We start from the raw sequence: 21566 nt of genomic DNA, 5'->3' as shown, positions 1-21566 counted from the left end.
TCAATTTGTAATCAGATGATCGTGCTTTACTCACAGGAGAGGGATATGCGAGTTGTTGTATTAGGAAGTGGCGTGGTGGGTGTCACCAGCGCCTGGTACTTACGCCAGGCCGGGCATGACGTCACGGTGATTGATCGCCAGCCAGGTCCTGCGCAGGAAACCAGCGCCGGTAACGCCGGGCAGATCTCACCAGGCTACGCCGCGCCCTGGGCGGCTCCTGGTGTGCCGTTAAAAGCCATTAAATGGATGTTCCAGCGCCACGCGCCGCTTGCAATCAGCCTCGACGGCACCTCATCGCAACTGAAATGGATGTGGCAGATGTTGCGCAACTGCGACACGCGCCACTATATGGAAAACAAAGGCCGCATGGTGCGCCTGGCAGAATACAGTCGTGATTGCCTGAAACTGTTGCGTGAAAACACGGGCATTCAGTATGAAGGGCGACAAGGCGGCACGTTGCAGCTGTTTCGCACCGCAGAGCAGTATGAAAACGCCACGCGTGATATTGCCGTATTAAAGGATGCCGGCGTGCCTTATCAGCTTCTGGAGTCTGCGCGGCTGGCAGAAGTCGAACCCGCGCTGGCTGAAGTCGCACATAAACTGACCGGCGGTTTGCGCCTGCCAAATGATGAAACCGGCGACTGCCAGCTTTTCACCCAGCAACTGGCGAAAATGGCGGCGCAGGCGGGCGTGGAATTTCGTTTTAACACGCCGGTGGATCGCCTGCTGTACGAAGGTGAGAACATCTACGGCGTGAAGTGCGGTGAAGAGGTGGTCAAAGCCGACGCGTATGTGATGGCGTTTGGCTCCTGGTCCACCGGTTTACTGAAAAATATCGTCGACATCCCGGTGTATCCGCTGAAAGGTTATTCATTAACGATCCCGATTGCCGAAGAAGACGGCGCGCCGGTTTCAACGATCCTTGATGAAACCTACAAAATTGCCATTACCCGCTTTGATCAGCGTATCCGCGTCGGCGGCATGGCAGAAATCGTCGGCTTTAATACGGAACTGCTAAAACCACGCCGTGAAACGCTGGAGATGGTGGTGCGCGATCTCTTCCCGCGTGGCGGGTTTGTCGAGCAAGCGACCTTCTGGACCGGCTTACGCCCCATGACGCCAGACGGCACGCCTGTTGTCGGGCGCACACCGTATAAAAACCTGTGGCTGAATACCGGGCACGGCACTCTGGGCTGGACGATGGCTTGTGGTTCAGGTCAGTTGTTAAGCGACCTGATGTCCGGCAGCACCCCGGCGATTGCTGCTGATGATTTGAGCGTGGCGCGCTATATGCCTGGCTTTACCCCTGTGCGCGCGCAGCATTTACACGGTGCTCATAACTGATTCGAAGAAGGAATAGGAATGTCTCGTCCGGTTCTCGCCACGCTTGATTTAACGGCGCTGAGCAATAATTTACAGGTTGTGCGCCGCGCGGCACCTGCCGCAAAAGTCTGGTCGGTTGTGAAGGCGAACGCATATGGTCACGGTCTGGATCGTATCTGGCGTGCGCTCAACAGTACGGATGGCTTCGCGATGCTCAATCTTGAAGAGGCCATTTTGCTACGCGAACGCGGCTGGAAAGGGCCGATTCTGATGCTGGAAGGTTTTTTCCATGCCGATGAACTACCGCTGTTTGATAAATACCGCCTGACGGCCAGTCTGCACAGCAACTGGCAAATTAAGGCCTTGCAGGACGCGCGCCTGCAAGCGCCGCTCGACGTTTACCTGAAGATCAACAGCGGCATGAACCGTCTCGGTTTTATGCCTGAACGTGTTCATACCGTGTACCAGCAACTCAATGCCTTAACCAACGTGGCGACCGTGACACTGATGTCTCATTTTGCCGAAGCGGAGCGGGCAGACGGTATCGTCGCGCCGCTGGCGCGCGTTGAGCAGGCGGCGGAGGGGATTGACGCGCCGCGCTCGCTGGCCAATTCCGCCGCCACGTTATGGCATCCCGAAACGCATTATGACTGGGTGCGTCCCGGTGTGGTGCTGTATGGCGCTTCGCCATCGGGCGCGTGGCAGGATGTCGCCAACAGCGGGATCCGCCCGGTAATGACGCTGAGCAGCGAGATTATTGCTGTGCAGACACTAAAAGCCGGTGAGTCAGTGGGGTACGGTTGTCGTTACCGCGCGCAGGCCGAGCAGCGAATTGGTGTTGTCGCCTGCGGATATGCCGACGGCTACCCGCGCATCGCGCCTTCCGGCACGCCAGTGCTGGTGGATGGCATTCGTACCGGCATTGTTGGCGCAATCTCAATGGATATGCTGACGGTAGATTTAACCCCATGCCCGCAGGCCGGTATCGGTACGCCGGTTGAGCTATGGGGTAATGAGATAAAAATCGATGAAGTGGCGGCGGCGGCCGGAACGGTAGGGTATGAATTGATGTGTGCTCTGGCGCCGCGCGTGCCTGTTGTGACGGTGTAACTTAACGCGAGGCGGTTATTCCGCCTCGTCTTCTGCCACGCGAACGCCGACTTTCAGTACTGCATTATCGGCTTTTTCCGCCACCGTCCAGATCATACCGGCGAACTCTACCTGATCGCCCACGACCGGCGCGGCACCCAGCAGTTGCTGTACAATATCGCCCAGCGTTTGCTGGCTTTCGCGATACTCCAGCCCATCTTCCAGGCCGTAAATCAGCGCCACATCGGCAAATTTAGCATCGGCTTCAAGGATAAAATCACCGAAGAAACGCTGATCCAGCGCCACCGGCGGAGACTGGCTAAACAGTTTTCCGAGCGCGGGCAGATCGCTTTCACGGCCAATCACGCATAACACATCGCCTTCACGCAGCCGGGTACTGCCGGTGGGGTGCAGAAGGCTATTGTCACGAAACAGGGCGGCAATGCGCGTATCTGCAGGCATATGTAAATCGCGCAGCGCAGCACCAACGCACCATTTATCCGCACTGAGTTGATAAACAAACTGCTCAAACGGGTTGTCCGGGTGAATATCCAGACCGACGCGGGAGACCGGCCAGCCAACCGGCGGTACAACCACTTTGGCTTTTTTCGCCGCCCACGAGAGTGACGTTCCCTGGAAAAGCAGTGAGATTAACACCACGAAGAAGGCGACATTAAAGAACAGACGCGCGTGATCAAGCCCGGCCATCATTGGGAAGGTAGCGAGAATAATCGGCACCGCGCCGCGCAAGCCCACCCAACTGATAAAAATGCGTTCACGCAGGTTAAAACCGCGAAACGGCAACAGGCTGGCAAACACGGACAGAGGACGAGCAACAAAAATCATCCATGCCGAGAGGATGAGTGCAGAAACCGCAATCGGCAACAAATCAGACGGCGTAACCAACAGCCCCAGCACCAGGAACATGGCGATTTGCGCCAGCCAGGCCAGGCCATCAAAGTTTTGCAGGATACCGTAACGGTTGCGGATAGGGCGGTTGCCCAGCACAAAACCACACAGATAGACCGCCAGAATGCCGCTCCCGTGCAGGGCCGTGGTTAAGGCGAAAACCAGAATCCCGCCGCTCAGAGCCAGTAATGGGTAAAGACCCGGCGGCAGAGAGATGCGGTTAATCATCTGCTGCAACAGATAGCCGCCCAAACCGCCGAGCAGAACACCGAGGCCAAACTCACGCACAATATGCACGAGGAACATGATATCGAGATCGGCAGTGTGCTTCTGGATCATCTCAATCAGCGTGATGGTGAGGAACACTGCCATCGGATCGTTGCTGCCGGATTCGATTTCCAGCGTCGAGCCGACGCGTTCGTTCAGCCCTTTACCGCCGAGGAGCGAGAACACCGCTGCGGCATCGGTCGAGCCAACAATCGCACCGATTAAAAAGCCTTCCATAATGTTGAGCTTGAATAGCCAGGCAGCCATCATGCCGGTTAAGCCGGAAGTGACCAGCACACCAATGGTCGCCAGGGAAAGTGCGGGGCCAAGTGCGACGCGAAACGAGCTGGCGCGGGTACGCATGCCACCATCGAGTAAAATGATCGCCAGCGCGAGGTTACTGACCATGTAAGCAAACGGGTAGTTATCGAACGGAATACCGCCGATACCGTCAACACCAGCCAACATACCAATTGCCAGAAAGATAACCAGAATGGGAATACCAAGGCGGGAGGAGAAAGAACTTAATAAAATACTGCAGGTTACAAGAACTGAACCCAAAATAAACAGACTGATTATCGCCTCAGCGTCCAATGGTGTGCTTCTCCTTATTCCTCACCGTGGGGGATCCCGGGCGGCATTAACCGGCCGGGTTTATTAGTGCGTTATATAATAACGGCAGAAACAACGTTTTAATAAGGGCATAAAGCGCTTTTTTTACATTGAGATCGTGGGATGACCCGATAAGGTCAGTTGCGTCTTTTCAGCATGTTGCAACCGGGCATGCGCGCCAAGCGGCAGCGTGACGGTCTGCGGTTCATGACCAAACGCCAGCCCGCTGATAACCGGGATCGTCAATTGCGCGCGCAGATAGTCGATCATCTTATTAAGATTGTAGCCCGCATCGTAATCGTTGGGTTGCGCCAGCGAGAAACTGCCGAGGATCAGCGCCCGCTGCTGTGCCAGAATGCCGGCGTGCAACAACTGCAACAGCATGCGTTCCACGCGGTAGGGATGCTCATTAATGTCTTCCACTACCAGAATGCCGCCGGGCATTGAAGGCAGCCAGGGCGTACCAATCAGCGAGGTTAACATCGCCAGATTTCCCCCCCACACGGTGCCTGCCACATCACACTGCGGGCCTTCACCGTCCCACTCAATGGTAAAGGTTTCATTGCTGATAGCGCGCCAGAAGTGCTCTGCGGTAAAGGTATCCAGCGTTTCTGCACCAAAATTTCCCGCCAGCATTGGCCCGCTAAAGGTGATGACACTCCCATGTGCCAGCAACCCAAGTTGAATAGCGGTGAAATCACTATGCCCGCAAATCAGCAACGGTTGACGCTGCTGGCGCGCCATCAGCGCCTGCCAGTCGATATCAGCGAGCAGGCGGCCGGCACCGTACCCGCCGCGCACCGGCATCACGATAATGTTTTCACCCGGTAATTGCGCCAGCGCGTTGATATCCGCGAGGCGCTCTTCGTCATGCCCGGCGAAACGCTCAAAACGCCGGGTAATGACTTGCTGGTTGCTAACCTGATGGCCTTGCGAAGTGAGACGTTCGACGCCAAGCGCTGCTGCGTGCTGGTTAATGCAATAGCCGGAAGGGGCAATCAGGTGGAAGGTGGACATGGCAATTCCTTGCTGACATCTATAGGGAAACAGTTATCATGCCGCTAACCTGTGTCGTTGTCATCCGTAGCCGATGACACTTATAGAAGGATTAGCTTGCGTGAAATTGAGATGGTTTGCTTTTTTAGTGGTACTGCTCGCCGGATGTAGTTCAAAGCAGGATTATCGTAACCCGGACTGGAACCCGGAAGTTCCGGTAAAACGCGCAATGCAGTGGATGCCCATCACCGAAAAAGCCGGTGCAGCCTGGGGCGTTAGCCCGCAATTGATCACCGCGATGATCGCCGTGGAATCCGGCGGTAACCCGAATCTGGTCAGCAAATCAAACGCCGTTGGTCTGATGCAGCTTAAAGCCTCCACCGCCGGGCGCGAAGTTTACCGCCATATGGGCTGGAGCGGGCAACCGTCCACCAGCGAACTCAAAAACCCGGAGCGCAACATCTCCATGGGTGCGGCTTATTTGAGTATTCTTGAGCACGGGGCGCTGGCAGGCATTCGCGATCCGAAAGTGATGCAGTACGCGCTGGTAGTCTCGTATGTGAATGGCGCAGGCGCGCTACTGCGGACTTTCTCGTCCGACAGAAGCGAAGCCATTGAAGAGATAAATGATTTAAGCGCAGACGCGTTTATGAAGCATGTGGCGGAAAACCACCCCGCGCCGCAGGCGCCGCGCTATATCTGGAAAGTGCAAAAAGCGATGGATGCGATGTAATTAGCGTACCCGGCTGGCGCGTTCGCGCGCCTCGCGCTCCAGGGCAAAAATAATGCGCTGGAGTTCGCGCTCCACGCCCGGGCTGACATTCAAAAAGCGAAAACTCAGGCGCGGCGTAACAATGGTTTCATTCTTGCCATCAACGACTTTACGTTCGCCAATCGCAATCAACTGCGCGTCAAAATAGAACTGCCCCCACGATGCCATATCCAGTTCCACTTTGGAAAAGCGCATACCCGGTTGCAACGTGGTGGGCGCTTCGCCATCCAGCAGTGCGCCCATGCCACCTAATGACAGGTCGAACAGACGAAAGCGAATCTCGCTCTTATCCGGCATCAATGCCTTACAAAAATAGGCCGGGTGGAGCGGGGCGCTGATGCGGAAATATTCACGGCGCTGAATAAACCACAGCGTTTCCGGAAGCGGAGTAATAAAAGCAGGTAAAGCCTGAAAATCGCCGGTAGACAGCTTTGTCAGCGTGAATTCGACTTTGGCGCCATGTGTTTCAGCGGTCACGGTCACCTTTCCGGCACGCTGTACTGCGTTGTTCTCGTACTCCTGACTACCAAAATCCATGATCAGCTCTTCTGGATTCACTTCCAGTATCTTGCTGATGAACTGGCCGCTGCCCCAGGTGATGCAAACGGGCACCTGGTTCTTTTGCAGGTCGCGTAAAACGCCCAGCACGGCCAGAGGATTTTGTTTCAGGAACTGCTCACTGTAATTGCTCACGCCGAATGGCTCCTTGATGGCTGACACACCTTCGTTGCTTTATCGGCATTTTCAGCAAGAACTTAATACAAATAACGTAATTATTTTCGTAATCCGTTTGAATTAAGTCTGTGAGATGAAAATGTTTTATGACCGACAACTATACTGTAGCTAACGCGTCGCCGAAGTGGTATGTGCGCGTCAACAAGACTAACAGAAGGAGAGAGAAACATGGGCATTCTCGCGTGGATCGTTTTTGGCCTGATTGCTGGCGTTATTGCTAAGTTGATTATGCCAGGACGGGATGGGGGCGGTTTCATTCTGACTTGTATACTTGGGATCGTCGGGGCCGTTGTCGGCGGCTGGCTCGCGACACAATTTGGTTATGGCGGAGATATTACTGGCTTCAACTGGCACAGTTTCCTGATCGCGGTGCTGGGTGCGATTGTCGTGCTGGCCGTATTCCGGCTGTTCAGACGAGGTTAACCGCCAGTTCATCCGTTTTTGAGACAAAAAAGCCGCAACAATCATGTTGCGGCTTTTTACTGCGCGGGTGTTATTGTGCGACGGCTTGCGGCTGTTTTGATGGCTGACTCGTCGGTTCAACCTTCGCGGCAGGCTGCTGTGCCGGCTGCGTTTGCGGTACGCTGTCGCACGGTTTCTCTTTCGGACAGATCAGGTCGAGCATTTTCAGCGTCACGCCGTTGGTCCAGCCAAAACCGTCCTGTAGCGGATATTCACCGCCGCCGCCACCGGTGCCGGTGGTGCTGACATCATATTTCTCGACCAGTTTTTTCTCACGATCGTAGGTGTGCTGCACGTTGGTCAGAAAACGCCAGCTCACTTCCATCGCCAGTTTCTGCTGATCGTAATTTTGCAGACCCGCTGTTGCCACCCATTGCAGCGGTGCCCAGCCGTTCGGCGCATCCCATTGCTGGCCGCTGTTGACTGTGGTGGTCGCGATCCCCCCCGGTTTCAGCAACCGTTCTTTTGCCGCGCCGGCCACTTTATCAGCGCGATCTTTGGCGGCAGCATTGACAAACAGCGGGTAAAGCGCCGCGGCTGTAAGCTGATTACGTACCTTCTTCGTCTTCAGATCGTAATCCGCGTACCAGCCCTCTTTTTCATTCCACAGATTGGCTTCAATACCTTTCTGACGCGCGTTTGCCAGCGCATCGTACTGGCTCGCTTTTGCGCTATCGCCGGCTGCCTGATAACCACGAGCAAGCATTTTTTCCATCTTGAACATCAGCGCGTTCAGATCGACCGGCACAATGCTGGTGGTCCGAATGGTGCCAAGCTGATTAGGATCGTCCATCCAGCGGGAGCTAAAATCCCAGCCCGACGCGGCGGCAGAACGCAAATCGCGGTAAATCTCGGTTGCCGGGCGATTGGGGTTATTTTTGGCCGTTGTCACATCATCCAGCCACGACTCCGGGCGCGGCGTATCGCGGTCGTCCCAGTAGCGGTTCAGAACGCTGCCATCGCTGAGCTTAACCACGCGCTTATTGGCCTGGCCTGGCTGCAACGTATCTGCACCTTCCATCCAGTACTGGTACTCTTTTTCCATTTGCGGCAGCCAGGTTTTCAGCGCTTCGTCACCGTCGTGCGTCGCCAGCAATTCCACCATCAACGAGAAGAAGGGCGGTTGCGAGCGGCTCAGGTAGTAGCTGCGGTTACCGTTAGGAATATGGCCCCAGGTATCGATTTCATGACCAAAGTTGGTGACCATGTCTTCAATCTTGTCCCAGTGACCGCTCTCGGCAAGGCCGAGCATCGTGAAATAGCTATCCCAGTAATAGACTTCGCGAAAACGACCACCCGGCACTACATACGGTTTTGGCAGCGGCAGCAGCGAATCCCATTTTCCGGCGCTGTCGGTGGTGCGTGTTAGCACCGGCCACAGCCCGTCGATATGTTCACGCAGGTTTTGCCCCTCAGGCGGAACATACTTTTCACCCTCTTTGGGCAGCGTAAAGTTCACATCCACAAAGTGGCGTAAATCGAAACTGGTTTGCATGCGCTGCATGCGGTAATCCGCAAGGATCATCAGCGGGTCGCCTTTCGGCACGGCATCGGCAAAGGTTTTTTGATCGGGAAACAGCTTAGCGGTTTGTACATCGCTAAAGAGCGGACCGAGCAGAATATCCGGTGGCTGCGGCGTATTTTGCGCCTCGGCGGCGAAAGTGTGAGTAGCGGTGGCGAGTAACGCGCCGCCTAACGCGATTTGCATGACCAGCAGCAGAGCGCGCGGTCGGTGTAGAACAGGTCTTGTCATCGATTATTCTCCTTAGCGGGCGCACAGCGGTGCTGCCGCAATCAACCTTGCACAAAACCATAGTCGAATCTGAAACAAATCGTGTGTCGCGTTTGGCATTTTGCACGATTCCAGACAATTTCCCCGTCTGGCTGGCAGAGCAGGGGGCGGATTTTTATGCTATCCGTGCCCGAGTGAATAATGCGCGCTGACAGCAGACTTGTTCGCCAGTGTGCTTTTTATTTATTCGCTAAAAGCCCGCAGCGGGTAAATAGTGCGCTGTGTCAATTTTGCTGAAAGGTTTCGTTTATTGTACGTTCACGAGAATTAAGTATTGCTACATAATTTAAGGCAGGGAAAAATTTCATATGAAAGTAAAGAATGTTCCCCACAGGGACTGTTACATCCTTGACTATCTTGCTATGGAAATAATCTATGTTTGTTCAATATATTTTGCCTATCGACATGTAAATAACATATTTACTTACCTTTCGAGTTAATCCGTACTTTTATTCAGGAAATTTCACTACTAAATATTGTAGGGTTTATCACATTAAATTACTTTTTAGGATTCATCCTATCTCGTAATTTAAAATATATGCTATTACGTTTCCCTCAAGAATATCTATTAATTATCAGTAATTTATACAAATATTCCGCGCCACTATAAAAGTGGTGGTTGGCATCTTTACGGATTTACATCTAAAGTGAAATTCTTTCTTGAGAATTGTCCTAATTTGCAAAAAAATTAAATAATAGTATTTCAACAGGTCGGAGATCATATTGAATTGAATAATCTGATCTGTAAAATTGTGTCACGATAGTCAATGAAAAGTAATATTATTGCGGCCTGTCCCTGCGACAGACTCGTGCGGTAGCTATGCCTTTTATTCATTATCTGAGCGTTTAACTGGACATGGATTTGCGTCATTTAGAGCGATTTAAATACCCTTTCCAAAACGCTCCAGGTCAACACAGTAATATATTTGCAATGGAAAAAAACGTTATGAACATGCGAATGGTATTGGCTCTTCTTTTTGTCTTTGGCGTTTCGGCTTGTAAAGCGCCACCTAAGCCCGCCCCAACCGATGACACCATCGTCACCAGCGAAGTGAACGGTGTCACGCTGACACACCGCTACGCGGTGATTCCGCCGAAGGAATTCCAGCCTATCAAACAAGACTATCGCGCGCTTTACCCGGCGTCGGTAATGAGCACCCCGGATTACGGCGGCAAAGTGATTCGCCAGCTGCAAGCCGGTAAAACCTACGTGGTTCTGGGCCAGGTTGAGCACTTCTGGATGGCGCTGGCCGACGAAGGTCAGGAAGAGCTGATTGGTTATGTGCCGATGCGTGCCGTCGTGAAAAGCGAGCTGTACGAAAAAACCCTGCGCGATGATAAACGCCGCGTAGTGCGTAAAAAACAGACCTGCGTGACTGTCGATGGCAGCGGTAAGGCTTGTAAAAACGCCAACTCCGGAACGTGGATCATCAATTAATCCAGCCGTGACGAGTACCTGGTATGAATAATAATTCGGTTGTACGCCAGATTAGTCTGGTGTTTTTCTTTGTGCTGGCCACCCTGGCCAGCGGTTGTGGCTCCTCTTCACACAGCGTACCTACCAGCTATAACCTTCAGTTCAGGGCTCATCCGCAAATTAATGAGTCCGCTCCCCTTAAAGTCAGGGTGTTGCTGTTGAAATCGGACGCGACATTTATGTCCGCCGATTTCTGGTCGCTGCAAAACAACGCAGATAGCGTACTTGGCGCCAACCTGCTGAACAGTGATGAATTTTTCCTGATGCCCGGCCAGTTGTCGAAAACGCTGAGCGGTAAAAGCGCGCCCGACGCCCGTTACATCGGCGTGATGGCCGAGTATCAGGCGCTGGATGGCAAAAAATGGCGGATGTCCTTACCGCTCCCTGTACAGGGAGAGACGCACTTCTACGAATTCTGGAAATCGTCGTCTGACGAACTGGAAGCCAACATCTTTCTCGACGTCAATGGCATCCGTGTGATTTCCAAATAGCGCCAGTCTTAACAGGAAAACCGTATGAACAAAGCAGAAAAGGTCGTGTGGACCGAAGGTATGTTTCTGCGCCCTCATCACTTTCAGCGTGCGGAAAGCTATCTGCAGCACCATATTCGCGAGTGGGGGACACTGCAGCGCCCGTATCTTTGGGGCTACCTTGATATCGAGCTCGACGATGCCATGCTGCGCCAGGGCTGTATTGCCCTGAGTTATGCCAGCGGTTTACTGCCGGATGGCACGTTCTTCTCATTCCACGATGCTCGCCAGGCGCCCACACCGCTGGCTATCCCGGACAACATCAACAATGAGCGCGTGGTACTGGCGCTGCCTGCCCGTCGCGGCGGGCGTGATGAGGTGATCTTCAGCGAGGAGAAAGATTCGCTGGCGCGTTATGTCACCTGGGAAAGCGAAGTCGATGACGATAACGCCATGTCAGTAGGGCCGGCGGCGGTGCAGTTTGGTCGTCTGCGTCTGAAGCTGATGCTGGAAAAAGATCTCTCGGCAGAGTGGACGGCGATCGGTGTCGCGCATGTCGTAGAAAAACGTAACGATAACCACGTTCGAATTGATAGCCGTTATATTCCGCCGATGCTGAATGCGGTTAACAACCCGGCGATTTACGCCATTATCAACGATCTGCAAAGTTTGCTGATGCAGCGTAGCCAGCAGATTGGCCAGCGTCTGCGCCAGCCGGGGCGTTTTAATACCTCCGAAATGGTGGAATTCACGCTGCTGGCGTTGATTAACCATCATGTCGGCCAGGTTTCGCATCTGAAAACACTGCCGATGATCCACCCGGAAGAGTTGTGGCGCAGCTGGCTGGCGTTTGCCACCGAGCTGACCACCTGGACCGCGTCGCGCTCGCCGGAAGAGACGCTGCCGGTTTATGACCACGATGATCTGGCCGGGTGTTTTGGCAAGTTACAACTTATGCTGCGCAGCGGGTTGTCGCTGGTGATGGAAGAACACGCCATCCAGCTGCCGCTGACCGAACGTACACACGGGTTGAATATCGCCACCTTGCCGACCACCACCATGGCGCGCGAGTTTGGTTTTGTGCTGGCAGTGAAAGCCAGCGTCCCTGGCGAGATCCTGCAAACCCATTTCCCGGCCCAGATGAAAGTCGCGCCGGTGACCAAAATCCGCGACCTGGTGCAGTTGCAACTGCCGGGTATGAAGCTGCGCACCATGCCGGTCGCGCCGCCGCAAATTCCGTGGCATGCCGGTTACAACTATTTCGAACTGGAAAAGGGCGGCGAGCTGTGGAACGAAATGGAGAAATCGGGGGCTTTCGCACTGCATTTGGCAGGTGAATTCCCGGGTCTTGATATGGAGTTTTGGGCCATCCGTAGCCCGACTGAATAATACAGCGAGCGCACAATATGCAGGAACAACAAGCCTCCGGCAGCGATGCCGCTCTGGCAGGAGCAAGTGGCAACAATCCTTTGGTCGCGGCCGCCAATCCGCTACTTAACGCGATACCGCAGATCCGCTATTCCGTTTCTCATGATGATCAAAGCGGTCTGCGTCAGCACCTGATTGATGAAATTCGCCGTTTTGAAGTGCGCTGCCAGCAATCCGGGCTGGCCTACGAAGTGATCGTCGGCGCCCGTTACTGTTTATGCACCGCGCTGGATGAAGCGGCGGCGCTCACGCCGTGGGGCAGCCGAGGCGTCTGGTCAGGTAGCGGTCTGCTGGTGACGTTTCACAACGAAACCTGGGGCGGGGAGAAATTCTTCCAGCTTCTGGCGCGCTTGTCGCAAAACCCGCGCGAGCATATCGCGCTGCTGGAGCTGATCAACTTCTGCCTGTTACTCGGTTTCGAAGGGCGTTACCGGGTGATGGACAACGGCCGCACGCAGCTGGAAACCATCAAGCAGCGCTTGTGGCAGATGATTCGCGGAGTGCGCGGCAACTATCCGCCGCCGCTGTCGCCGCATCCGGAAGATCAACCGGTCATGCGCAAATTGTGGCGTCCGGTTATTCCGCTGTGGGCGTGTGTCGGGCTGGCGGGTTTTCTCGCTTGTCTGTTCTATATCGTGCTCAACTGGCGTCTGGGTGACAGCACTAACCCGGTGCTGGCGAAAATCTACCAGACCCAGTTGCCGGAAGCTTCCATTGAGCAGCCGGTACAAAACGTGCAGCCGGTGCTTAACCTGCGCGCGTTTCTGCGCCCGGAAATTCAGGCAGGCCTGGTGGCGGTGCGCGATGAAGCCGATCGCAGCGTGGTAACACTCAAAGGCGATGGCCTGTTTGCTTCGGGATCGACGGTGGCACGCGAAAGCTATGAACCGGTTATCGACCGTGTTGCGCAGGCGATGAACAACGTCAGCGGCAAAATTCTGGTGGTGGGTTTTAGTGACAACGTGCCGATCCGCAGTGCGCGTTTCGCCTCGAACTATGAGTTGTCGCTTGAGCGCGCGCGTTCTGTGCAGTCGCTGCTGCAAAAACACCTGTCGCAACCGGCGCGTGTGAAAGCGGAAGGGCGAGGGGAGATGAACCCGATAGCGCCGAACAACTCGGCTGAAAACCGCGCCCGTAACCGCCGCGTAGAGATTACTTTGCTGGTGTCGCCGGGAAATACGGCCGCCGAGCTGAACGGATTGCCGCAAGGAAACTAAAGGATGAATATGTTGCTTTCATTGCTGACCAACCGCATTTTGTGGGGTTTCCTTGGCGTAACGGGGCTGGCCGCAGTTATCTGGATGATTGGCCCGCTGCTCTCCGTCGTGGACTCCCGCCCGCTTGAGTCTGAGCAAAACCGCATGATAACCATTGCGGTGATGTACCTGATTTGGGTTCACAGCCACATTGTGCCGCGTCTCTACAACGCCTGGCTCAACCGCAAGCTGATGGACAACCTGAAAAGCGAAGAGGCGAAAGATCCGGTTGAGCGCAAACGCCTCAATAACGAAGATCAGGTCCTGAACGAGCGTTTCGAAGAAGCCGCGCAGGTACTGAAAAAAGCGCACTTCAACCAGCCTGGTCAACGCGGACAGTGGGCGCAGCGCTTCAGCACCCAGTATCTGTATCAACTGCCGTGGTATGTGATTATCGGCGCGCCGGGTTCCGGTAAAACCACTGCGCTGGTGAACTCCGGCCTGCAATTCCCGCTGGCCGATCGCTTTGGTAAAACCGCGCTGCGCGGTATTGGCGGTACGCGTAACTGTGACTGGTGGTTTACTAACGAGGCTGTACTGCTTGATACCGCCGGGCGTTACACCACGCAGGAGAGCGAGCAGGTTCAGGATGCGAGCGAATGGCTGAAGTTTCTTGGCCTGCTGCAAAAGTATCGCCGTCGCCAGCCGATCAACGGCGTGATTGTGACAGTCAGCATTGCCGATCTGCTCACCCAGTCAGCCGAGGCCTCGCGCGAGCAGGCGCTCAACCTGCGCCAGCGTTTGACCGAGTTGCATGAACAACTGGGGATCCGTTTCCCGGTGTATGTGTTGGTCACCAAAGCGGACTTGCTGAAAGGTTTTCGCGCGTACTTTGCCGGGTTTGATAAAGCGCAGCGCGATCAAATCTGGGGTTTCACCTTCCCGTGGGAAAAAGCCAAACTGGCGGATTTTGACCTGCAGGGCAGTTTTATTCAGGAATTCGCGCTGTTGCAACAGCGCCTGGACGCGGCCCTGCCGGATACACTGCTGCGTGAAAGCGATGCGCAAGCTCGTGCGGAATGTTTCCTGTTCCCGCAGGAGTTCGCCGCGCTGCGTCCGCTGCTGGCAGACTATCTGAACACCATTTTTGCCCGCTCCAACTTTGAAACCGAGTTCTCGCCGCGCGGCATCTATTTTGCCAGCGGTACGCAAGAAGGCCTGCCGTTTGACCGCGTGATGGGCGAACTGAACCGCGCGCTGTCGCTGCCGCAGGGTAAATCAGGCGATAACTGGGATTCGGTCAGCAAAGAGGAACCGGTGCCGGGCGGGAAAGGGCAGAGCTTCTTTATCAAGCATCTGCTGCAAAACGTGATCTTCCAGGAAGCCGGTATCGCCGGGCAAAACCGCTGGTGGGAACTGCGCAGCCGGGCGGTGATCTGGTCCGGTTATGCGGCGCTGCTGGCGCTGCTGATTATTATCAGCGCCTTGTGGTTTACCAGCTACGGCAACAACCGTGATTATCTGGATGAAGTGCAGGCCAAAGTACCGGCGCTTGACCAGCAAATCAAAGCGCTGCGTAACCGCCAACAGGGCGATCTCTTTGCCTTGCTGCCGCTGCTTAATGGCCTCTCTGCACTGCCGGAAAGCGAGAAGTTTGACGTCAATAACCCGCCGATCACCCGCCGTATGGGGCTGTATCGCGGTAACGATGTGGCGGACGCCTCGCAAACCCTGTACCAGAAAGCGCTGCAACAGATGCTGCTGCCGGAAGTGGCGATGCGCATCACCACCTGGCTGCGTAACGACAACGGCAGCGATGTGGAATACAGCTATGAAGCGCTGAAAGCCTATCAGATGCTGTATCAGCCGAAGCATTACGACGGCAAGTTCCTGCACTCGTGGGTGATGCTCAATCTGCAACGTAACCTGCCGCAGAACGTCACCAAAGCCCAGTTAAGCCAGCTGGAGTGGCACCTGGCGCAACTGCTGGAGCCGCAAATTCAGTCGTCGCCGTATGCCAAAGACGAGGCGCTGATTAGCCGCGAACAGGCATTGATCAACCAGCAACCGCTCTCCACCCGCGTTTACGGCCGGTTGAGACGCCTGCTGGAGCGCGATGAAAACCTGAAGCAGGTCTCACTGGCGTCGCTTGGCGGCCCGCAGAGCGAACTGGTGTTTTCCCGCAAAAGCGGCAAGCCGGTCGGTGAAGGGCTGCCGGGGTTGTATACCCCGGATGGTTACTGGAACAGTTTCAATGCGCAAATCGCCCCGGTAACCGCTTCGCTGCATGAAGATGATGTCTGGGTGCTCGGTTCCACCACGCAAGCGGAAGACAAACAGCAAACCGATAACGCGGTACGCCAGCTGTATGCGCGTGATTTTATCGCCATCTGGGATAACTTCTTAAGCGACATCCAGCTTAACAACAGTGCGGATCTGAACCAGCGCATCAACACCGCGCGTCTGCTTTCCGGGAACAACTCGCCGCTGCGCCGCCTGGTTATCAGTCTCAGCCAGCAGTTGAAACTCAGCCGCGATGAGGTGGCTGATGGCAAAGAGAAAGCGCCGGAGAGCAGCAACCGTGGCACGCAGATGCTCGAAACGCTGTTCAGCAACCATGACGGCGCGTCAGCCACGGCAAGCGCCGCCGCCAGCCAGACGCCGGAACAGCGTGTCACCGAACATTTCGCGCCGATCATCGAACTGGCGCAGCCGCTGGAAAAGGGCGGTAAGACCATCGTGTTTGATGACTTTCTTAAACAGGTTGATGAGCTTTATCGTTACCTGACCGCCGTGCAGGATGCCGCCAACAGCGGAATGCCACCGCCGGGCGGCGAAGCGATTAGCCGTTTGCAGGCCAGCGCCGGACGTTTACCCGGCGGGCTGCAAACCATGTTCAGCAATATGGCGGTTGGCGCGAGCAGTGATACCCAGCGCCGGGATATGGAAAACGTGCGCAAGCGCATCAGCGTGGAAGTGGGCAGCTTTTGCCGCCAGGCGATTGCTGGACGTTACCCGTTAGTGCGTTCTGCCAGCAGCGAAGTTACCCCGGACGATCTGGCGCGCATGTTTGCTCCTGGTACCGGCCTGATGGATGTCTTTTTTCGCGACAACCTGACTAACAAAGTTGATACCACCCAGGCAACATGGCGTTTTATGCCGGGCATCGATGGCAAAACGTTGCCAGGCAGCGAAGGTGTGCTGGTGCCGTTTCAGCAAGCGCAATCAATTCGTGATGCGTTCTTTGCCAACGGCAGCGCAACACCGTCGTTTCGCACCACGGTGCGTACGGTGCGCATGGATAACACCATCCTGAATATGACGCTGGATGTGGACGGACAAATCCTTCGCTACAGCCACGGCCCGCAGGCGGTGCAAATCGTTAGCTGGCCGGGTTCCGGCGGCACCAACCAGGTGCGGATGCAGTTAGGGCTGGCCAACGGTACAACCGCTACGCTTGTGACCAACGGCGCCTGGGCGCTGAACCGCTTTTTCGATAAAGCGCGCGTCAGCCCCGGCAGCAGCAGCCTGAGCCGCCAGGCGACATTCACGGTTGACGGACATCAGGTGACGCTGGAATTCGCGCCGAACAGCATCCGCAACCCGTTCCAGCTTCCACGTTTCGCATGTCCTTGAACTGCAAAGGAACGCCTAATGACTACGACTTCTGCAATTAGCTGGTATGGCAAACTGCCCAGTGCGGGCGATTTTTTACAACGCCGCTTTCCTGATGCGCTTCAGCGCCAGTGGTCCCACTGGTTTCAGGTGGGGTTGATGAACTGGCAGAAAGAAGAACAGCGCACCAGCGACCGGCAGTTCAGCAATGCGCCAATCTGGAATTTCGTTGTGCCGCCGATGCTCGGCGGGCAGCAGGTGCAAATGGGTTGTCTGCTACCAGGACGCGACAGCGTCGGTCGTCAGTATCCGCTGTGTGCGTTGATGGCGATTAACCCGCTGGAGTGGTCGCCGCGCCATTTAGCGAAAGCGGGCGACTGGTATGAACAACTCGGGCGCACCATGCTGCACGCCGTGCGTAATGGTTTTTCACCCGAACAGCTCGACCAGGCGCTGCTCTCCATTCCGCCCGTACAACTGGTGGAGCCGGAAACGCGCTCGGAAATTCTGGATGTGATTGGTTATGACGGCGACGGCGAATCCACCATCGGCTGGCGACAGGCCGCCGAATGTTTTGATCCGCTGCGCCAGATAAGTTTCTGGTGGACCAACCGCAGCGATGGCTACCCGCTTTACACCCATGTGCACAGCGGCAATTTTACCGGCCAGTTATTCACGCTGTTGTTTGAGCCTGCGGGTGGCGCAAGACCTGGTCGCCACGGCCTCTACCCACCGATGTTTGAAGAATAAGCAGGTTGCGGATGACTATAGAATCGTTACTCGCTCCGGTCAGCCCGGAGCAACCGTGCGGTGAGAATCTGGAGTATGACGCCGATTTCCAGGCGATGGAGCAGGCGAGCCTCGGCAAAGCCGAGCAGCAGTTTGGCAGCACCATTATTCCCGCCGAACCGGCAGACTGGACGCGGGTGGAAAAACTGGCCACCGGGCTGCTGGCGCGCACCAAAGATATCCGCGTGATGATGGCGCTAACCCATGCGTGGACTCGACGTCGCGGGCTGGAAGGCTATGCTGATGGTTTAATGCTGTTAGGTCAGGCGCTGGCGCTGTACTGGGATCAACTCTGGCCTTCGCTGACCGACGGTGGTGAATTCGACCCGTTTTATCGCATTAATGCGCTGGCGGGGTTAAGCGATAAGTCTGCGCTGACCACCACGCTGCGCCAGGCGACGCTGCTGCGCAGCAATGGCGATGAGCTAAACGTGCGCGACGCGCAGGCATTGCTTGACGGCAGCAAAACGGAATGTGCAGGCTACCCCGGCGGTCGGGTACGTCTGATTGATGAACTCACGCGCGGCGGACAGCCTGGCATTGAGGCTATCTGCCAAATCGAAGGGCGTCTGCAAACGATCCGTACATGGTTGCTCGAACAACTGGGCGAAAGCGGGGTGCCGGAAATGGAACAGTTACTCAAAACGGTCGGATTAATCGCCGGTGTCAGCCGCGCTAACCGCACGGAAGAGCAACAGGCGACAGAACAAACGGCACCTGCGGATAGCGCACCGCAACCGGTCGTCGCAGCGCCGCTTGCGGCGCATACCGACTGGCGAACCGCGCAGGTTACCACGCGCGCCGATGCGCAACTGATGCTGGAAAAAGTGAAGCAATACTTCACTCAGCACGAGCCGAGCCACCCCGCGCCGTTGATGATTGACCGCGTGCAGCGGCTAATCGAACTGGACTTTATGGAGATTATTCGCGATCTGGCGCCCGATGGCGTGAATCAACTGCAAAACATCTTTGGGCGTCAGGACTGACGCGTACCGAGTTATGACGGCAGGCGCGTTGCCGGTCGTCAAACCTTCACCGCGCATATTCGATGGAGAACATCATGGCAATAAGTAACAGTGGTCAGAAATTTATCGCCCGCAACCGTGCCCCCCGCGTACAGATTGAGTACGACGTGGAAGTGTACGGCGCGGAGCGCAAAATCCAGCTTCCGTTTGTGATGGGCGTAATGGCGGATCTGGTAGGGAAACCGGTGGAGAACTTACCCTCTATTGAGGATCGTAAATTCCTCGAAATCGACGTCGACAACTTCGACGAACGCATGAAAGCGCTGAAACCGCGCGTGGCGTTCAACGTCGACAACACGCTGACCGGCGAAGGCCGTCTGAACGTCGATTTAACTTTCGACAGCATGGATGACTTCCTGCCAGACGCGGTGGCGCGCAAAGTTGAGCCGCTGAACAAACTGCTGGAAGCGCGCACGCAGCTCTCCAACCTGCTGACCTATATGGACGGCAAAAACGGCGCGGAAGAGCTGATTGCCAAAGTGTTGCAGGATCCAACCCTGCTGAAATCGCTCAGCCAGTTACCGAACAGTGAAGACAGTGCGCAAGGTAAAGAGGAGTAAACCATGAGCAACCCTTCTCAACAGCAAGAACTGCAGCAGGGCGCACAGGCTTTCAGCCAGGATGAATTCAGCGCGCTGCTCAGCAAAGAGTTCCGTCCGAAAACGGACCAGGCGCGTTCAGCGGTAGAAAGCGCGGTAAAAACGCTGGCGCAACAGGCGCTGGAAAACACCGTCACCTTTTCCAGCGATACCTATCGTACCATTCAGAACCTGATTGCCGGGATTGATGAAAAGCTGTCGCAGCAGATTAACCAGATAATCCACCATGAAGATTTCCAGAAACTGGAAAGTGCGTGGCGCGGTCTGAGCCATCTGGTGAACAACACCGAAACCGACGAGATGCTGAAAATCCGCTTTATGAGCATCTCCAAGCAGGAACTGGGCCGTAACCTGAAACGCTATAAAGGGGTGGGCTGGGACCAGAGCCCGCTGTTCAAAAAAATCTATGAAGAAGAGTATGGCCAGTTCGGTGGCGAGCCGTTTGGCTGCCTGGTTGGCGACTACTACTTCGATCACAGCCCGCAGGATGTCGAACTGCTGGGCGAAATGGCGCGCATCGGCGCGGCGGCGCACTGCCCGTTCATTACTGGTACTGCACCAAGCGTGATGCAGATGGAGTCCTGGCAGGAGCTGGCGAACCCGCGCGATCTGACGAAAATCTTCCAGAACACCGAGTACGCCGCCTGGCGTTCACTGCGTGAATCTGAAGATGCCCGTTACCTTGGCCTGGTGATGCCGCGCTTCCTGTCGCGTCTGCCGTACGGTATTCGCACCAACCCGGTTGACAGCTTCGATTTCGAAGAAGAGACCGACGGCGCGAACCACAACAACTATTCGTGGGCGAACGCCGCGTACGCGATGGCAACGAACATCAACCGTTCGTTCAAAGAGTACGGCTGGTGTACGTCGATTCGCGGTGTGGAATCCGGTGGTGCGGTAGAAAACCTGCCATGCCATACCTTCCCGAGCGATGACGGCGGCGTGGACATGAAGTGCCCGACCGAGATCGCCATCAGCGACCGTCGCGAAGCAGAACTGGCGAAAAACGGCTTTATGCCGCTTATCCACCGTAAAAACTCCGACTTCGCTGCGTTTATTGGCGCGCAGTCGCTGCAAAAACCGATGGAATACCACGACGCCGACGCCACGGCTAACGCACGTCTGGCTTCGCGTCTGCCGTATCTGTTCGCCTGCTGCCGTTTTGCGCACTACCTGAAGTGCATTGTGCGCGACAAGATCGGCTCTTTCCGCGAGCGTGACGAAATGGAACGCTGGCTGAACGACTGGGTGATGAACTACGTCGACGGCGACCCGGCTAACTCCTCGCAGGAAACCAAAGCGCGTAAACCGCTGGCTGCGGCAGAAGTGCAGGTGCAGGAAATCGAAGACAACCCGGGCTACTACGCGGCGAAATTCTTCCTGCGTCCGCACTACCAGCTGGAAGGTCTGACCGTTTCTCTGCGTCTGGTATCCAAACTGCCGTCGCTGAAAACCAAAGAGGCGTAAGCCACACAGGCCGGCTTCGTTAACCACAAGGATGTGACGATGCGACATCGCATTATGTTAGCCGGTCTGTTGTTCTGTTCAGCGTTGAGCTGGGCAGAACAGGATTACACCCCGCGCGCGCAGGCGTTGCCGCAAGACGATACCGCCAATTTTTTGCGCGACCCGGCGTTGCTCACCAGCCAGGATGTGAATATGCGCGGCGAGCGCTTTTTCAACGCCTGGACATCTAAAAGCAACGAGCGCGAGCGCATTAAAGCCGATCTCTATTTATTAGGCGTGCTGGATACCACGGAAGGGACAGTCTGGTGCAGTTACCGGCGGTTTAAATCCATCACGCTGCATGAAATTGTGTATAGCTACTTTCGCAGCTTGCCACCTGAGAGGCTGAAACAGGAGCGCGCGTCGAGGTTAATAATCGAAGCGATGACGCAGCATCATGGTGGCTGCGAAAAAAACAAACCATCGCGCAATAAATAACGCGAGTGAATTATCTGAACGCTGATAGTGCTATTTCCGTAACGCCACGTCGTTATATTGGCGTCA

18 protein-coding genes are annotated in these 21566 nt (G+C 55.5%); 14 read left to right on the top strand and 4 right to left on the bottom strand.

Features of this window, described 5'->3' with window-relative positions; all coding sequences use genetic code 11:
* Positions 1–3: 3 nt before the first annotated feature.
* Complete coding sequence (locus ACFX4U_RS04455; RefSeq protein ID WP_349350655.1) at positions 4–1344, top strand: D-amino acid dehydrogenase; 1341 nt, start codon at positions 4–6, stop codon at positions 1342–1344.
* Between the two features lie 18 nt (positions 1345–1362).
* Positions 1363–2433: a catabolic alanine racemase DadX gene (gene dadX, locus ACFX4U_RS04450; RefSeq protein ID WP_313507653.1), complete on the top strand. Its 1071-nt coding sequence runs from the start codon at positions 1363–1365 to the stop codon at positions 2431–2433.
* A 15-nt stretch (positions 2434–2448) separates the two neighbouring features.
* On the opposite strand, the gene ACFX4U_RS04445 is transcribed toward dadX, so the two are convergent.
* Both ACFX4U_RS04445 and ldcA read right to left on the bottom strand, forming a co-directional pair.
* Positions 2449–4182, bottom strand: coding sequence for a potassium/proton antiporter (locus tag ACFX4U_RS04445; protein WP_200550688.1), 1734 nt, complete (start codon positions 4180–4182; stop codon positions 2449–2451).
* A 123-nt stretch (positions 4183–4305) separates the two neighbouring features.
* Positions 4306–5217: a muramoyltetrapeptide carboxypeptidase gene (gene ldcA, locus ACFX4U_RS04440; protein WP_313507652.1), complete on the bottom strand. Its 912-nt coding sequence runs from the start codon at positions 5215–5217 to the stop codon at positions 4306–4308.
* 100 nt (positions 5218–5317) lie between these two features.
* Here ldcA and emtA point away from each other — a divergent pair, with 100 nt between their 5' ends.
* Complete coding sequence (gene emtA / locus ACFX4U_RS04435) at positions 5318–5929, top strand: membrane-bound lytic murein transglycosylase EmtA (protein WP_017457005.1); 612 nt, start codon at positions 5318–5320, stop codon at positions 5927–5929.
* Here the strand turns inward: emtA and ACFX4U_RS04430 are convergent, their stop codons facing one another.
* The gene (locus ACFX4U_RS04430) at positions 5930–6661 is read right to left on the bottom strand and encodes a flagellar brake protein (RefSeq protein WP_200550690.1); all 732 of its coding nucleotides are present in this window, start codon (positions 6659–6661) and stop codon (positions 5930–5932) included.
* A gap of 210 nt (positions 6662–6871) precedes the next feature.
* On the opposite strand from ACFX4U_RS04430, the gene ACFX4U_RS04425 reads away from it, so the two are divergent.
* The gene (locus ACFX4U_RS04425) at positions 6872–7126 is read left to right on the top strand and encodes a GlsB/YeaQ/YmgE family stress response membrane protein (RefSeq protein ID WP_017457007.1); all 255 of its coding nucleotides are present in this window, start codon (positions 6872–6874) and stop codon (positions 7124–7126) included.
* Positions 7127–7196: 70 nt separating this feature from the next.
* Here ACFX4U_RS04425 and ACFX4U_RS04420 read toward each other — a convergent pair whose 3' ends face one another.
* The gene (locus ACFX4U_RS04420) at positions 7197–8918 is read right to left on the bottom strand and encodes an alpha,alpha-trehalase (protein ID WP_313507651.1); all 1722 of its coding nucleotides are present in this window, start codon (positions 8916–8918) and stop codon (positions 7197–7199) included.
* A 985-nt stretch (positions 8919–9903) separates the two neighbouring features.
* Here ACFX4U_RS04420 and ACFX4U_RS04415 point away from each other — a divergent pair.
* The 10 genes from ACFX4U_RS04415 to ACFX4U_RS04370 all read left to right on the top strand — a co-directional run bounded on the left by ACFX4U_RS04415 (position 9904) and on the right by ACFX4U_RS04370 (position 21500).
* The gene (locus tag ACFX4U_RS04415; protein ID WP_017457009.1) at positions 9904–10395 is read left to right on the top strand and encodes a hypothetical protein; all 492 of its coding nucleotides are present in this window, start codon (positions 9904–9906) and stop codon (positions 10393–10395) included.
* 23 nt (positions 10396–10418) lie between these two features.
* Positions 10419–10925 (top strand): type VI secretion system lipoprotein TssJ, encoded by a 507-nt coding sequence (gene tssJ, locus ACFX4U_RS04410; protein ID WP_016495647.1) that lies wholly within the window; start codon positions 10419–10421, stop codon positions 10923–10925.
* Between the two features lie 24 nt (positions 10926–10949).
* On the top strand, positions 10950–12293 hold the full coding sequence (tssK, locus tag ACFX4U_RS04405) for a type VI secretion system baseplate subunit TssK (protein ID WP_200550692.1): 1344 nt from the start codon (positions 10950–10952) through the stop codon (positions 12291–12293).
* Positions 12294–12310: 17 nt separating this feature from the next.
* Positions 12311–13549, top strand: a complete 1239-nt coding sequence (locus ACFX4U_RS04400) for a DotU family type VI secretion system protein (RefSeq protein WP_097405798.1) — start codon at positions 12311–12313, stop codon at positions 13547–13549.
* A 3-nt stretch (positions 13550–13552) separates the two neighbouring features.
* Positions 13553–17164: a type VI secretion system membrane subunit TssM gene (gene tssM, locus ACFX4U_RS04395; RefSeq protein WP_313507650.1), complete on the top strand. Its 3612-nt coding sequence runs from the start codon at positions 13553–13555 to the stop codon at positions 17162–17164.
* Between the two features lie 18 nt (positions 17165–17182).
* A complete protein-coding gene (tagF, locus tag ACFX4U_RS04390; RefSeq protein ID WP_017457013.1) occupies positions 17183–17893 on the top strand; it encodes a type VI secretion system-associated protein TagF in 711 nt (236 codons plus the stop codon).
* An 11-nt stretch (positions 17894–17904) separates the two neighbouring features.
* Entirely contained in the window at positions 17905–18918 is a 1014-nt protein-coding gene (gene tssA, locus ACFX4U_RS04385; protein ID WP_313507649.1) for a type VI secretion system protein TssA, read from the top strand.
* A gap of 74 nt (positions 18919–18992) precedes the next feature.
* Complete coding sequence (gene tssB / locus ACFX4U_RS04380; RefSeq protein WP_016495653.1) at positions 18993–19517, top strand: type VI secretion system contractile sheath small subunit; 525 nt, start codon at positions 18993–18995, stop codon at positions 19515–19517.
* Positions 19518–19520: 3 nt separating this feature from the next.
* Entirely contained in the window at positions 19521–21023 is a 1503-nt protein-coding gene (gene tssC / locus ACFX4U_RS04375) for a type VI secretion system contractile sheath large subunit (RefSeq protein ID WP_016495654.1), read from the top strand.
* A gap of 39 nt (positions 21024–21062) precedes the next feature.
* Positions 21063–21500, top strand: coding sequence for a Rap1a/Tai family immunity protein (locus ACFX4U_RS04370; protein WP_200550695.1), 438 nt, complete (start codon positions 21063–21065; stop codon positions 21498–21500).
* Positions 21501–21566: the final 66 nt, after the last annotated feature.

It is taken from the genome of Kosakonia sp. YIM B13588 (assembly GCF_042788165.1).
Lineage (GTDB): Bacteria > Pseudomonadota > Gammaproteobacteria > Enterobacterales > Enterobacteriaceae > Kosakonia > Kosakonia sacchari.
The sequence above is the reverse complement of the archived record's forward strand: the minus strand, read 5'-3'. Positions and strand labels throughout refer to the sequence as shown.

Bases quoted from the DNA above. Each gene is read 5' to 3' on its own strand.
- dadX (WP_313507653.1), top strand. From the start codon at position 1,363: ATGTCTCGTCCGGTTCTCGCCACGCTTGATTTAACGGCGCTGAGCAAT.
- ldcA (WP_313507652.1), bottom strand. From the start codon at position 5,217: ATGTCCACCTTCCACCTGATTGCCCCTTCCGGCTATTGCATTAACCAG.
- ACFX4U_RS04425 (WP_017457007.1), top strand. From the start codon at position 6,872: ATGGGCATTCTCGCGTGGATCGTTTTTGGCCTGATTGCTGGCGTTATT.
- ACFX4U_RS04420 (WP_313507651.1), bottom strand. From the start codon at position 8,918: ATGACAAGACCTGTTCTACACCGACCGCGCGCTCTGCTGCTGGTCATG.
- ACFX4U_RS04415 (WP_017457009.1), top strand. From the start codon at position 9,904: ATGAACATGCGAATGGTATTGGCTCTTCTTTTTGTCTTTGGCGTTTCG.
- tssJ (WP_016495647.1), top strand. From the start codon at position 10,419: ATGAATAATAATTCGGTTGTACGCCAGATTAGTCTGGTGTTTTTCTTT.
- tssK (WP_200550692.1), top strand. From the start codon at position 10,950: ATGAACAAAGCAGAAAAGGTCGTGTGGACCGAAGGTATGTTTCTGCGC.
- ACFX4U_RS04400 (WP_097405798.1), top strand. From the start codon at position 12,311: ATGCAGGAACAACAAGCCTCCGGCAGCGATGCCGCTCTGGCAGGAGCA.
- tssM (WP_313507650.1), top strand. From the start codon at position 13,553: ATGAATATGTTGCTTTCATTGCTGACCAACCGCATTTTGTGGGGTTTC.
- tagF (WP_017457013.1), top strand. From the start codon at position 17,183: ATGACTACGACTTCTGCAATTAGCTGGTATGGCAAACTGCCCAGTGCG.
- tssA (WP_313507649.1), top strand. From the start codon at position 17,905: ATGACTATAGAATCGTTACTCGCTCCGGTCAGCCCGGAGCAACCGTGC.
- tssB (WP_016495653.1), top strand. From the start codon at position 18,993: ATGGCAATAAGTAACAGTGGTCAGAAATTTATCGCCCGCAACCGTGCC.
- tssC (WP_016495654.1), top strand. From the start codon at position 19,521: ATGAGCAACCCTTCTCAACAGCAAGAACTGCAGCAGGGCGCACAGGCT.
- ACFX4U_RS04370 (WP_200550695.1), top strand. From the start codon at position 21,063: ATGCGACATCGCATTATGTTAGCCGGTCTGTTGTTCTGTTCAGCGTTG.